The sequence below is a fragment of the Bacteroides caecicola genome (assembly GCF_023337095.1).
GTDB lineage: Bacteria > Bacteroidota > Bacteroidia > Bacteroidales > Bacteroidaceae > Phocaeicola > Phocaeicola gallinarum.
In genome coordinates, this window is record NZ_JAMBLM010000009.1 from 50,686 (window position 1) to 64,954 (window position 14,269).

Genomic DNA, 14,269 nt, shown 5'->3' on the forward strand with positions numbered 1-14,269 from the left:
TCTGTATTTATAAGTAGCGGTGGCGGTTAGGCAATACATAGTCGTCTCCTGCCTGTAATACATCGCCTACCTGATTGATTTCAAGGAATGAAGTATGTGTACCCTTCTTTCCGCCGCTCAGATATGCCACCATGTCGTTTTCATTCAGTACGCCATCGTTAATCAGTTTGCGGAGTGCCGTGAAGTAATACTCCTGTCCGTTGGCTTTTTCCGGCATGTAAATGGCTTCTACTCCGTACGACAGAGCCAGATGGCGCATGGTTTTTTCTTTGTAGCAAATAGCCATAACCGGATATTTGCCACGGAAAGCAGCCAGATTGCGTGCTGTCAGTCCGCTGAAACTGTCGGTAATGATCGCGCGAATAGGCATCAACGTGGTAGAAAGCACAGCCTGTTTAGCCAAGAAACTGGTAACGTCGGTGTTTTCGGGAGTCAACGGAATAGGAATATCGTTTTCTTCCATTTTGTCTTTCTCTGCCTGCGCTGCAATTTTGGTCATAGTTTTCACCGCTTCTACCGGATATTTGCCGTAAGCCGTTTCCCCGCTCAGCATCAAAGCATCCGTACGATAATAAATGGCATTGGCAATGTCGGTCACCTCGGCGCGGGTAGGACGCGGGTTGTTTATCATCGTATGCAACATTTGAGTGGCTACGATTACCGGTTTTTTTGCCAAGATACATTTTTTTATCAAATGGCGCTGAATGCCCGGAATACGTTCTTGAGGAACTTCGATGCCCAAGTCTCCACGGGCTACCATGATTCCGTCTGCCACTTCCAGAATCTCGTCGATGTTGTCAACGCCTTCTTGGTTCTCTATTTTGGCAATGATTTTGATGTCGCTGTTATGAGCGTCCAGTATTTCACGGATATCCAATACGTCTTGGCGGTTACGGACAAAAGAGTGAGCGATAAAGTCGATATCTTTTTCGATAGCGTAAAGAATATTATTGCGGTCTTTCTCAGTCAGTGAAGGAAGGTTAATCCGGACTCCCGGTACGTTTACGCTTTTGCGGTTTCCCAAAGTGGCATCGTTGCAAACCTCGCAAAACAGGGTGTTTTCGTTTTTATCGGTTACTTTCAGCTGTAATTCGCCATCGTCTATCAGAACATCGGTATCGACCGACAAGTCTTGTACAAAATTTTTATATGTAACGGCGATGCATTCCCGCGTTGTTTCCTGTTCAGGATTACCCACAATGCAGACCTTGTCTCCCGTTTTAAAGTCGATAGCACCTTCGGCACTGGCTGTTGTGCGGACTTCAGGTCCTTTGGTATCCATCAGGATGGCAATGCGATTGGATACTTCGCGCACGTTAGTTATCAGTCTTTCAAAGCCTTCGCGGTTGGCGTGAGCTGTATTCATACGTACTACGTTCATACCCGCATTGAAAAGGTCTCTGATAAAATCTACGTCACATCGTAAATCCGAGATGGACGCAACGATTTTTGTTTGTTTAAGCATCATATTATAAAAAACTAATTATTACTTTTTACCTTACTATAAGAGCTTCTACTCCCAAGCGATAAGAATCAAGTCCGAAACCACAAATCACCCCCTTACATGCGCATGATATCATCGACTTATGACGGAACTCTTCCCGTTGATGTACGTTTGATATATGCACTTCGATGACCGGAGCCGTTACGGCACGTATTGCGTCTTGCAGCGCAATGGAAGTATGTGTGTAAGCTCCCGCGTTCAGAATGATTCCATCATAATTAAACCCAACTTCATGTATTTTGTTTATCATTTCCCCCTCTATATTCGATTGGTAGTAGCTTATTTCTACTTCCGGGTAGCGTGCCCGGAGGCGTACCAAATAATCTTCGAATGATTCTGAGCCGTAAATAGAAGGTTCACGTTTCCCCAATAAATTGATATTAGGGCCGTTGATAATTTGTATCCTCATCATCGTATATTTTTCTGAACTTTTAATACTTTTGTCGAAAAATTTGGGACAAAGGTACGAAAAAAGAATGAAAAGTCAGGATAAAAATCAGAAGATTATAATAAAGTATAAGCAATATCTCAAATTAGAGAAAGCGTTATCCGACAATACGGTAGAGGCTTACCTGACGGATTTAGACAAACTGTTTGCTTTTCTTACGCTGGAGGGGATCGACTTTGCCGAGGTAACGACCGATAATCTGGAGACGTTTTCGGCAGGCTTGCATGACATCGGCATTCATCCGCGTTCCCAAGCCCGCATCCTTTCGGGCATACGCTCGTTTTACCGGTTCTTGGTGCTGGAAGATTACATCCGGCAAGACCCCACCGAATTGTTGGATTCTCCGCAGATAGGGAAACACTTGCCCGATGTGCTTACCGTGGAAGAGATAGACAGCCTGATAGGGGCGATAGACCGGGGAAGCCGTGAGGGGCAGCGCAACTGTGCCATACTGGAAACGTTGTATAGCTGCGGATTGCGTGTGTCTGAACTCTGTAATCTGAAGATTTCCGATTTATATTTGAACGAAGGCTTCATAAAAGTAGAAGGAAAGGGAAACAAGCAACGCCTTGTGCCCATCTCTCCGCGAGCCGTCAGCGAGTTGAACGACTATTTTCTTGTCCGGGGAGAAAAGGTGATAAAGCCCGGATTCGAAGATTATGTATTTATAAGTAACTTCGGCAAGAACATTTCGCGTATTATGGTGTTTCATATTATAAAGGAACTGGCGAATCAAATCGGGCTGAAGAAAAGCATAAGCCCCCATACCTTTCGCCATTCGTTTGCCACTCATTTGTTGGAAGGCGGTGCGAATTTGCGTGCCATTCAGTGTATGTTGGGACATGAGAGCATCGGAACTACGGAGATTTATACCCACATCGACCGCAACCGCCTGCGTGAAGAAATCATAGAACATCATCCGAGGAACAAAAGAAGCAGGGAACTGTATGAGAACAAGCCGTAAAACCGGCTTCAACGGAAGAAATTCTCTGTCGGAACATACCGAAAAACACTACCGTTAGTGTTGCTCGTTCCATGCGGTAGCGTTGACTGACGCTACCCATAGAACCGACCGGTTCTACCGCTTGCGTTTTTTCAGGGTTCAGGCAATGCCGAAACTCAACAAAAACTCAGGTTTCACACTTTGTCGTGCCGTGTTTTTTGTTCCGTCAGGCAGGGCATGAGAAGTAATTGATTAGCATGAGATTGGTTTACTTATACATTTATTATATATAGTGATTGCCGATTCCGGATCCGATGCCCTGAAACGCAAGTTAAAATCGTCAGTTTATAATGCTTATCAGACAGAGAAAGCTCTGGGAAAAAACGTTTTAATCTTTTTTTAATGAGTGTTTAAAAAAAAAAGAGATAAAGTTTAACAACTATAATAGTTTTTCTTATCTTTGCCCCAAATAACAAAACTTAGACGCATACCAAAACTTGAGAAAAAATTTTATAATATAAACCTAAACATTAACAATCATGATTAAGAAGTTGTATTTGCCCTTAGTGGCACTGTTGGTCCTTGCTCTTTCTTCTTGTAGCAAGATGGGCGAATTGTCTGCCGACTACTTCACAACAGACCCCGAAGTTCTGGAAGCGATTGGCGGTAAAGTACCTGTAACAATTACAGGAAAATTCCCTGAAAAATATTTCAAGAAAAACGCAACCGTTGAAGTTACGCCGGTTTTGAGATGGGACGGAGGCGAAGCTAAAGCTCAGCCCGCTATGTTCCAAGGCGAAAAAGTACAAGGAAACGACCAGACTATCTCTTACAAAGCAGGTGGTACTTATACGATGAAAGCCGTTTTCGATTACATTCCTGAAATGGCTAAATCAGAACTTTACTTGGATTTCAAAATTAAGAAAGGAAAGAAAGAATACACTATTCCTTCTGTAAAAATCGCAGACGGTGTAATCGCTACTTCTGAACTTCCTACTGTAAAATCAGCTAACGCTGCTTATGCTGCCGATAAATACCAGCGTATCATCAAGCAGGCTAAAGAAGCTCAGATTATGTTCTTGATCCAGCAGGCTAACCTCCGCGCAAGCGAATTGAAGTCTGAAGGCTTGAAAGATTTCCACAAACAAGTGGTAACTGTTGCCGGCGATACGAAGAACTACAAGCTGAATAACATCGAAATTTCTGCTTACGCTTCACCTGATGGTGGTTTGGACCTGAACGATAAGTTGGCTAAAAACCGTCAGAACAACACTGAAAAATACATGAACCAGCAACTGAAGAAGGGTAAAATCGAAACAGAAGTTGATGCTGTTTACACAGCTCAAGACTGGGACGGTTTCCAAGAATTGGTTTCTAAATCAAACATCCAAGACAAAGATTTGATTTTGCGTGTTCTTTCTATGTATTCTGATCCCGAACAACGTGAAACAGAAATCAAGAACATTTCTTCTGTTTACAAGACTTTGGCTGACGAAATCCTGCCGCAGTTGCGTCGTGCACGCTTGACAGCTAACTACGATGCTATCGGCCGTAGCGATGAAGAAATCAACGCTGCATTCGATGCTAACGAAGATTCTTTGAGCGTAGACGAATTGCTGTACGCTGCTACCCTGACTCAGGACAACGCACGTAAGGAAGCTATCTATAAGAGAACTATCCAGAAATATCCGAACGATTACCGTGCTTACAACGATTTGGGTCAGATGGCTTATGCTGCCGGTGACTTGAATGCTGCTGAAAACTACTTCAAACAAGCTGCAAGCAAAAACGCTAACGCTCCTGAAGTAAATACAAACCTCGGTTTGTGCGCATTGGTTAAAGGTAACGTAGCTGAAGCTGAAACTTACTTGAGCAAATCTACTGGTGCCGACACTGCAAACGAAGCATTGGGTAACCTGTACATCAAACAAGGTCAGTACGACCGCGCTGTTCAGGCTTTCGGTGATACGAAGACTAACTCAGCTGCTTTGGCTCAAATCCTTGCTAAAGACTATAACAAGGCTAAGAGCACACTGAGCGCAGTTAAGAATCCGGATGCTTACACTGACTACCTGATGGCTATCGTTGGTGCAAGAACTAACAACGCCGACTTGGTTAAATCAAGCATGGATAAAGTGGCTCAGAAAGACGCTGCATTGGCTGCAAGCGCTCAGAACGACCGCGAGTTTGCTAAATACGCAAACGAAATCAAGTAATTTGATTCTTGTATAAACTTTGATATTGAAGCCGGGATGCTGTAAAGGTATCCCGGCTTTCTTTTTTATATAAGACAAAAATCAGAAAAGTATAGAGTTTGTTTTAATTCTGCTCTGCCTGCGGTTTGAGAATTGTTTTCGAGGATGAAAACAGGGAAACAGACCGGAAGCAAACTCAAAAAGGGGCGGATAAAAAGACTTCATCGGAAAATTTAGACAGGCTCTGATAAAGGTTCTGATAAAATTGTGTACATTCGCAGAAAATAAGAGATTCATGAAGAAACTTTATCCGTTACTTACGCTGATTATACTTTTGTCTTGCTTTTCCTCGTGTGAAAAAAAGATGGATTTTGAACTTCGGGGTGAACTTGAGAACTTTAAGTCGGAACGTATTCTTGTCGTGTACGATGACCCGGAGGTAAAACTCGATACCATTTACCCGAAAGATGGTAAATTCTTATATAAACTCATTCCTGATACAATACACTTGTTCCGTTTGGTTGACGAAGCGGGGAGAGCCATTCCTATCTTTGCCGATAAGGGCGATAGGGTTACACTGACAGGCAGTTTTGAACAACCGGAAGTCAGCGGCGACGGAGCGAATCGCGATTATCAGGAGTTTCGTGAGCGTATTGCATCCATACAGCATGATTCGGCTGCAGTGAGTAAAGCGGCGGAAGACTTTATCCGTTCTCATCCCCAGTCGTTTGCCTCGGCTTATCTGATTGACCGCTACTTTGTGCAAGTTCCCGACCCTGATGTAGAACGCATCAAGGGACTGATTGACCCGTTGAGCGGAAATATAAAAGATTGTCGTGTGTTAAGCACGGTTTTGCAAACCATTCCTCAGAAAAATGAACCCCAATTAACCAATGTCAGCTATTTCTCTTGTAAAGACCGCAGCGGTAAATATGTTTCATGGAGTTCGAAAGAAGGATATACGCTGATTAATTTTTGGGCAAGCTGGAACGAACTTAGCAAAATAAGACGCGATTCGCTGGCAGAACAGGTGAAACGATTGCCCAAAGATGAATTCAGGGTATTGAATTTGTCGCTCGATTTCAACGAAAAATCATGGTTGTCAGCCTGTAAAGACGATAGCGAACAGTGGATAGAAATATGCGACAATAAAGGATGGGAGAACCAAATCATCAAACAACAAAATATAAAGCGTCTGCCTGCCAATATTCTGGTAGACCGTAGCCGTAAGATTTTAGGTACCAATCTTTACGGAGAAGCACTTTACGACAAAGTGATGCAACTGACCCAAAATAAAGATTAAAACTAATATCCTGAATAACATGCTGATAAAACTATTTGGTGCTGCCGTACAGGGGATAGATGCAACCATTGTAACAATCGAAGTAAACAGTTCGCGCGGCATTAAATTCTTCTTGGTGGGATTACCCGACTCTGCGGTAAAAGAAAGTCACGAACGTATTATCTCCGCTTTGCAAGTAAACGGATACAAATTTCCGTCGTGCCAGTTAGTAATCAATATGGCTCCTGCCGATATTCGTAAAGAAGGGTCTTCTTACGATTTGCCTTTGGCTATCGGCATACTGGCGGCTGCCGGTACGGTGGCTGCCGATAAGTTAAGCAAATATCTGATTATCGGGGAACTTGGGTTAGACGGTAACCTGCAACCCATACGAGGGGCTTTGCCTATTGCCATTGCAGCCCGTCAGCAAGGGTTCGAAGGGTTTATTCTTCCAAAACAAAATGCTCGTGAAGCGGCTGTTGTAGACAGGCTTCAGGTGTATGGGGTAGAAAACATAACAGAAGTAATCGATTTTTTTAACGGAGTACGCAGCTTGGAACCCACTGTGGTTAATACCCGCGAAGAGTTTTATCGGAACCAGATAAATTTTCCTTTTGATTTTGCTGAAGTGAAAGGACAGGAAAACGTAAAGCGTGCGTTAGAAGTGGCGGCGGCAGGAAGTCATAATATTCTGCTGATTGGTGCGCCGGGCAGCGGAAAGTCGATGATGGCAAAACGGCTTCCCGGTATTCTTCCTCCTTTATCTTTAGGCGAAAGTTTAGAGACGACCAAGATTCATTCCGTTGCTGGTAAGTTGGGACGGGATGTGTCACTGATAGCCATCCGTCCGTTTCGCAGTCCGCACCACACCATATCCCAAGTAGCGATGGTAGGAGGGGGGACAACTCCCCAGCCGGGCGAAATCAGTTTGGCACATAACGGCGTATTATTTCTTGATGAGTTTCCGGAGTTCAACCGTGCGGTGCTCGAAGTGCTTCGTCAGCCGCTCGAAGACCGTCACATCACCATCTCACGTGCCAAGTATACGCTCGATTATCCCGCAAGTTTCCAATTAGTGGCATCGATGAACCCTTGTCCCTGCGGGTATTACAATCACCCCACGCGCAGGTGCGTATGCAGCCCCAGCCAAGTGCAGCGCTATCTGAACCGTATTTCAGGTCCGCTGCTCGACCGCATTGACATTCAGGTAGAAATTGTTCCTGTTCCGTTCGAGAAGATGGCTGAGCGTACGCCCGGCGAATCCAGTGCCGCCATCCGCGAGCGGGTGATGCGTGCGCGCCAGATTCAGGCGAAACGGTTTGAAAACGAAGCAGGCATATATAGCAATGCTCAGATGACCTCGCGCCTGCTTAATATGTATGCTACTCCCGATGCAAAAGGCTTGGAATTGTTGCGCAACGCCATGACGCGGCTGAATCTTTCTGCCCGTGCTTACGACCGCATCTTAAAGGTTTCGCGTACGATAGCCGATTTGGAGGCTTCCGAACAGATTCAGCCCCATCATTTGGCGGAAGCCATCAGCTACCGGAATTTAGACCGGGATAGTTGGGCCGGATAAGTGGCTGTTTTTGCCTGTTGATGCTCCCGAAAACGCTACCGTTAGCGTTACCTATCTTATGCGGTAGTGTTTACCTGTTCTTCCCATAGCGTTGAGCAGTCTAACGGGTAGAATTTTTCAAGGTCTTTAGCATTGAAATAAGTCCGATAAACAAAACGGCTTGCATGATTATGTTGGTTCATGCAAGCCGTTTTGTTGTTATATATTCTGATAAATGTCAGCCATTATTTCGTAACCCATATCGCTCCACCTTCCGGCTGAATGGTAACTTGTACCGATTCGGGCGATTTGATGGTCTGCTCCGATAGCTGCGGAACATTCTGTTTGCCGTCAGAATAGAATGATACAGTTTCTCCGCTGTTGAGCATGGGCAGATTAAGCGTCAGTTTCAGTGGTTCTTTCCGGGCATTGATTCCGGCAATGTACCAGCGGTTTCCATGACGGCGAGCGAGGACAACGTATTTGCCGGGATAGCCGTCGATAAACACGGTTTCATCCCACGTGGTAGGAACTTGTTTCATAAAGTCGAGTGCTACCTTCGGTGCGTCCGTCAGGTTATTCGGTGCAAGCGCAAAGTTCTGAATCGGATTTTGGAAAAGAACCGCCGTAGCCAGTTGGAACACATCGGTAGTGCGGCGGATAGTACCTCCGTCGTTCGTCCGGTTATACCGTTTGTTCAAGAACGTACCGCCAAACTCCATTGAGCCGACCGTGTTACGGATAAACGGATGCAGGCAGGCATTAAACGCTTCGTTATCGTCGAAATGTTGGTTGAAAATCAGGTTCTCCGACGCCAATACCGCCTCGCTTCCCACGTAGTTGGGGTACATGCGTTCCCATCCGCGCGGTAGCGTACAGCCGTGGAAGATAACCATCAGTCCGTGGTCGTCGGCATCGCTTAGGATAGCCTCGTACAGCCGCATGGTTTCCTGCTTGTCGCCTCCGAAAAAGTCCACTTTAATACCTTTTACTCCAACTTTCTGCAACCATTTCATTTCGCGCTTGCGTGCTATCGGGTCGTCCATCAGGTTGGTAGGACCTTGTTCGATGTCATTCCAGTAACCGCTTGAACTATACCAAAGGAATAACGAAACGTTTTTGCTGCGCGCATATTTGATAAGCTCTTCCATGCGTTCGCGGCCGATATTCGTATTCCACCAGTTGTCTATCAATACATATTCATATCCCATTGCATGGGCAAGGTCGATGTAACGGATTTGGTCATCGTAATTGATACTGCCGTCTTGCCATAAAATCCAGCTCCATGTCCCGCGTCCGAAACGGTAAGTGTGTTCCGTTTCAAACCGAGGTTCTACCACGTCCCACGGTACGGTGGTTTCCACAATCGGTTTTAAGCTGTTGCCTACGGTCAGTGTGCGCCACGGTGTTTTTCCCGGCAAAGCCAAGCCCGGAGCCGAAGTTCCGTTTCCGTTATTCTCTTCCGGCAGGGGGAATGCGATGGTATACCGTCCGTCGGGGGTAGCGTCGCTCAGGTGAGAGGCACAGTATTTTCCGTCCACGCCCGTTTCGCTGACCAGCGCCCATCCGTCATCTCCGATACGGAACAAGCAGGGGAATGTATATCCGTGGCCGTATTGCGAACGGACATTCATCGGCGCATCGGCGGTATATTCTTCTTCATAACTCGGTTTGGTACGTTTCCAGCCTATCATGGCGTCGCTCTGCGGACAAAGGAAAGTAGTGGTAGAGGAGGGGAAATCGAATCCGGTTTTTTCTTCGCGGATGACGATGCTGCCCGGTTCGCCCGATTTGGGAATTTCATAACGGAAAGCCACATCGTTGTTACTCACCCGGAAAACAATGTCAAGCGGTGTTTTGTCGGCATTCTGGAAAGTCAGTACCAGTTCGTTTGCCGTATAATTAACTACCGAGCGTTTTATCCGGTCTTGCGTATAAGTCTTGCTTATTTTTTGTGTTTTTTGTCCAACAAAAGACATGTTTTTACTGAAGTCGCCGATATTCGATACGAAACCCAGCGGAGAGTCTTCCAATATCGTCTTTCCGTCGTAGGTAACCGCATATACGGGAGTTCCTTTTTGAAGATTGAAATTAACTTTTAGCCGAGAGTCTGGTCCTGTAACCGTAGCCAGTTGGGCGAACGCCTGCGAAGCGAGCCATGCCAATGTGCAAAATAATACTTGTTTTTTCATGATATCTTTCATCTGTTGTTTTATTTCCAATAAAATATAAACTTATCCCGAAGACACCTTTTTACCTGATGGATAAAACCGTTTACGAACGGACAAAAAAAATGGGAGAACGCTTTCTCCCAACCTTGTTAACCTTAAATCTAATACTATGAAAAAAATCACGTGACAAATGTAGTAAACACACTTATTACATCCAAATAAAATAGATATTATTATTCTTTACTTATAATTCTTTTGCATTTCGCACCGTTTTCGTACACAATATTTCACATTGTGAGGAAAATCAGGGAGTTTTGATGTTTATTCCTTAACGGGTTTCGGAATAAAATTATTTGCCGGATGCCGCAAATGCGATGGTTGATATGTGAAAGTTTAAGGGCATCGGCTTACTTGAACCGATGCCCTTAAAAGTAGTATCTCTATTCCCTGCGCAGCGGATAATTTCCCCGCAACTGTTCGAACTGTTCGGGATGTGCGCGTAGTGCAGCGCAATCGCGGCGAGGGTCATATAGCTGAAGGATGCGGGTATTCTCATCATCCGACAGAGCAAGCATCGGAGTGCCGGCAGGCTGAATGTGGAAATCGGCGGGCTTGTTGAAAAAGCGGCAAAAGGCTTCCAGCACCATGCGGGTGGCATTGGCTTTTCCATCGGCAGAGTAACCGGCTATGTGCGGCGTTCCGATAAACACTTTATCAAGCAGTTCCCGGTTAATGTCTGGTTCGTTTTCCCACACATCGATAATCGCACCGTTTACTTGCCCGCTATCCAGCGCCTCTAATAACGTGCGGGTATCGATAACTTCGCCACGCGAGGTATTGATAATGTAAGGTTTTCGGCGCAAGCCGGTAAAGAAAGAATGGTCGGCAAGATGGTAGGTAGCATATTTACCCTCTTTATCCAGCGGTGTATGAAAAGTAAGAATGTCGCATTCTTGTTCCAAAGTCTGCAAAGAAACAAATCCTTTCTCACCTCGGTCGGCACGGGGCGGGTCGTTTAGTAAAACACGCATACCCAATCGTTGTGCCATAGCTGCTATCCGGCTGCCTACGTGTCCTACGCCGATTATGCCTAAACACGTATCCGATAAGCGAATTTGTTTTTCTTGCTCCAGCAGCAAGAGCGAAGCGTGTACATACTGTTCCACTGCTCCCGCATTACATCCCGGACAATTACTCCATGCAATGCCTGCGCTACGGCAATAATTCGTATCTATGTGGTCGAACCCGATCGTTGCCGTCCCGATGAAGCGGACCCGGCTTCCTTCCAGCAGTTGCCGGTTACAGTGTGTGCGGGTGCGGATAATCAGTGCCTCGGCATCTTTCACCGCTTCTGGTGTAAACGCTTCACCCGGTAAGTAAACCACTTCGTCTGCCAAGTGCGGCATAACCTCCCGGATATAAGGTATTTTGTTATCAACTATAACTTTCATTTCTTTTTCAATTTCCTTTACAAGGGGCACAAAGGTAACTACTTTATGCCGAATATAATTGCGGGAATAGAAATCTTTACCTATTTTTGCTTTTCAAGATATTAAAACGGTATGAGCAAGAAGCAATATGATTATTTGATTGTGGGAGCGGGGCTTTTCGGAGCAGTATTCGCTCATGAAGCCAAGCGTGCCGGAAAGCATTGTTTGGTGATTGATAAACGTAATCATCGGGGAGGAAACATCTACTGCGAAGACGTAGACGGCATTCATGTACATAAGTATGGCGCGCATATTTTCCATACAGACAATAAGGAAGTATGGGACTACGTAAATCGGTTTGTAGAATTTAATCGTTATACCAATTCGCCGTTAGCTTGTTTCGAGGGAAAGTTATATAACCTTCCTTTCAACATGAATACGTTTTATCAGCTTTGGGGAGTAAAGACGCCGGCTGAAGCGAAAGCCAAGATAGCCGAACAACGCCGGAAATACGATGCTATCTCCGAGCCCGCCAATCTGGAAGAGCAGGCTTTGAAACTCTGCGGAGAAGATATTTACCATACACTGATAAAGGGATATACCGAAAAGCAGTGGGGACGTTCTGCAACGGAATTGCCGGCTTTTATCATCAAGCGTGTTCCGTTCCGTTTTATTTTCGATAATAACTACTTTAACGACGGTTATCAAGGAATCCCGAAAGGAGGATATAATGTGTTGATTGACCGGCTGCTGGAAGGTACAGAAGTTAGGCTTGACACAAACTACTTCGAACATCGCGACGAGTTGGATGCTTTGGCAGACAAAATTTTATTTACCGGATGTATTGACGAATTCTTCGACTATCAGTGCGGATGCTTGGAATACCGCAGTTTGCGTTTTGACCATAAACGTCTGGAGATAGAAGACTTTCAGGGAAATGCCGTGGTGAATTATACGGAAGGTAGTGTTCCTTATACGCGAATAATTGAGCACAAACATTTTGAGTACGGTACGCAGCCTACAACCGTCATTACCTACGAATATCCTGATTCATTCGAGGCTGGTAAAGAGCCTTATTATCCGGTAAACGACGAACGTAACTCTGCCATGTTTGCCGAATATCAGAGACTGGCAGCGAAGAAAGAGAATGTGTTGTTCGGAGGACGGTTGGGACAATATACTTATGCCGACATGGACGATACCGTGGCTGCCGCATTGCAGCTCTGTGCCCAAGTTTTATAATCATCTTATTTAGTCTGATAAAAATATGAAATGCCTTCATGTACTAACTCCCGTAAAAGATTCGATTGATTTCACTCTCGAAACCATTGAAGCCATCATGCAGTCGGAGGTAACCGTACCTTTTACTTATACCGTCTATAACGACTTCAGTACCGAAGAAAATACCCGGCGACTGGAAGAGGCTTCTCGCCGTTATGGTTTCCGTTTGATAAATTTGTCGGATGTAACAAGCCATCCTTCTCCTAACTATTTGTTGGTGTTGCAGATGGCGCAACAAGAGGCCCTTGCAGCCGATGCAGGAATGTTGATTGTCGAATCGGACGTAGTCGTGAAGAAAGATACGCTTCAGTCACTCTTTAACGGTGCGGCAGAGCGAGGCGACTGTGCGATAGCCGCAGCCGTGACCGTAGACGAAACGGGAGCGATTAATTATCCTTACCTTCATGCGAAAGGCAACGAAGGGAAAATATATCCGGAAAAGAAGCATTGCAGCTTCTGCTGTTCGCTGCTTACGCCGAAATTTCTGCAAACATACGATTTCCATCAGTTAGACCCGGCAAAGAATTGGTACGATGTAACCATCTCTCACGAAGCGTTGAAGAAAGGATTCCGAAACTATCTTTTCGCCAACCTCCCCGTATGGCATCGTCCGCACGGAAGTCGTCCGTGGAAACAATTGAAATACAAGAATCCGCTGAAGTATTATTGGCTGAAGTTCACGAAAGGGCTGGATAAAATCTGATAGTAGGAAGTTATGAGTCTGTTCAATCACCGTACACTTGTCGTACATGCCGCATGTAAAGACTTGGAATCATTCGTGTTGTCCGTTCCCGAACGTTTCGAGCGGGGAGAGGGAATCGTGATTCACAAGGGACGTAACGAATTGCGCAAAATAACTTACGGCGGACGCTCGTTTGTGGTAAAGTCATTCCACCGGCCCAATCTCATCAATCGTTTTGTATACGGAGTGTTTCGCCCCTCCAAAGCAAAACGTTCGTATGAACACGCCCAACTGTTCTTGGAGGCAGGCGTAGGAACTCCCCGTCCGGTAGGTTATCTGAATATCCGCAAAGGCTTGCTGTTCGACCGCAGCTATTACGTCACTTACGCCTCCGAGTGTCCGTATACCTACGAAGCCCTGTTTAAGCAGAAGTTTGATTACGAAGACGATGTAATACGCGCCGTTGCCCGCACCACAGCCATCCTTCATGAGCATGGCTATGCCCATAAGGACTACGGACGCGGAAACATTCTGTTCGGTAAAACAAGCGAAGGAATCAAGATCGAAATCGTAGACCTCAACCGCCTTTCGGTAGGTAAACTCGACCTGCGTGCCGGATGCAAGAATTTGGAACGCCTGCCCGCCACGCCCCACATGCACCGGGTTTTTGCCGACGAATATGCCCGTTTGCGCGGCTTCGATGCCGAAGAGTGTTATAAGCTGTTGGTTGCATTCCGCAGCACGCAGCCCGGAAAAATTGACGGACTTTATTAAT

Annotated in this window: 12 protein-coding genes; 7 read left to right on the forward strand and 5 right to left on the reverse strand. The window is 45.6% G+C overall.

Annotated features, from left to right (window positions below):
- Positions 1-7: 7 nt before the first annotated feature.
- Both pyk and aroQ read right to left on the reverse strand, forming a co-directional pair.
- Positions 8-1,468 carry a pyruvate kinase gene (gene pyk, locus M3085_RS10045; protein ID WP_178256563.1) on the reverse strand — a complete coding sequence of 487 codons (1,461 nt, stop codon included), beginning with the start codon at positions 1,466-1,468 and terminating at the stop codon, positions 8-10.
- Between the two features lie 25 nt (positions 1,469-1,493).
- A complete protein-coding gene (aroQ, locus tag M3085_RS10050; RefSeq protein WP_178256572.1) occupies positions 1,494-1,913 on the reverse strand; it encodes a type II 3-dehydroquinate dehydratase in 420 nt (139 codons plus the stop codon).
- A gap of 67 nt (positions 1,914-1,980) precedes the next feature.
- Here aroQ and xerD point away from each other — a divergent pair, with 67 nt between their 5' ends.
- The 4 genes from xerD to M3085_RS10070 all read left to right on the forward strand — a co-directional run bounded on the left by xerD (position 1,981) and on the right by M3085_RS10070 (position 7,951).
- A complete protein-coding gene (gene xerD / locus M3085_RS10055; RefSeq protein WP_178256562.1) occupies positions 1,981-2,916 on the forward strand; it encodes a site-specific tyrosine recombinase XerD in 936 nt (311 codons plus the stop codon).
- A 518-nt stretch (positions 2,917-3,434) separates the two neighbouring features.
- Positions 3,435-5,111, forward strand: coding sequence for a tetratricopeptide repeat protein (locus M3085_RS10060; RefSeq protein ID WP_178256561.1), 1,677 nt, complete (start codon positions 3,435-3,437; stop codon positions 5,109-5,111).
- A gap of 274 nt (positions 5,112-5,385) precedes the next feature.
- Positions 5,386-6,393, forward strand: coding sequence for a thioredoxin-like domain-containing protein (locus M3085_RS10065; protein WP_249052939.1), 1,008 nt, complete (start codon positions 5,386-5,388; stop codon positions 6,391-6,393).
- A gap of 19 nt (positions 6,394-6,412) precedes the next feature.
- Positions 6,413-7,951, forward strand: coding sequence for a YifB family Mg chelatase-like AAA ATPase (locus tag M3085_RS10070; RefSeq protein WP_191710129.1), 1,539 nt, complete (start codon positions 6,413-6,415; stop codon positions 7,949-7,951).
- A 56-nt stretch (positions 7,952-8,007) separates the two neighbouring features.
- On the opposite strand, the gene M3085_RS13860 is transcribed toward M3085_RS10070, so the two are convergent.
- From M3085_RS13860 to pdxB, 3 genes are all read right to left on the reverse strand, one after another.
- Positions 8,008-8,133 carry a hypothetical protein gene (locus M3085_RS13860; protein WP_262891994.1) on the reverse strand — a complete coding sequence of 42 codons (126 nt, stop codon included), beginning with the start codon at positions 8,131-8,133 and terminating at the stop codon, positions 8,008-8,010.
- Positions 8,134-8,175: 42 nt separating this feature from the next.
- Positions 8,176-10,122: a glycoside hydrolase family 97 protein gene (locus M3085_RS10075; protein ID WP_249052959.1), complete on the reverse strand. Its 1,947-nt coding sequence runs from the start codon at positions 10,120-10,122 to the stop codon at positions 8,176-8,178.
- Positions 10,123-10,541: 419 nt separating this feature from the next.
- The gene (pdxB, locus tag M3085_RS10080) at positions 10,542-11,552 is read right to left on the reverse strand and encodes a 4-phosphoerythronate dehydrogenase PdxB (RefSeq protein ID WP_249052940.1); all 1,011 of its coding nucleotides are present in this window, start codon (positions 11,550-11,552) and stop codon (positions 10,542-10,544) included.
- 111 nt (positions 11,553-11,663) lie between these two features.
- Between pdxB and glf the strand changes: the two genes are divergently transcribed.
- The 3 genes from glf to M3085_RS10095 are packed head-to-tail and all read left to right on the forward strand — an operon-like array spanning position 11,664 to position 14,268.
- Entirely contained in the window at positions 11,664-12,773 is a 1,110-nt protein-coding gene (gene glf / locus M3085_RS10085; RefSeq protein ID WP_249052941.1) for a UDP-galactopyranose mutase, read from the forward strand.
- 25 nt (positions 12,774-12,798) lie between these two features.
- On the forward strand, positions 12,799-13,515 hold the full coding sequence (locus tag M3085_RS10090) for a glycosyltransferase family 2 protein (protein ID WP_191710132.1): 717 nt from the start codon (positions 12,799-12,801) through the stop codon (positions 13,513-13,515).
- A gap of 12 nt (positions 13,516-13,527) precedes the next feature.
- Complete coding sequence (locus tag M3085_RS10095) at positions 13,528-14,268, forward strand: lipopolysaccharide kinase InaA family protein (RefSeq protein ID WP_249052942.1); 741 nt, start codon at positions 13,528-13,530, stop codon at positions 14,266-14,268.
- Position 14,269: the final 1 nt, after the last annotated feature.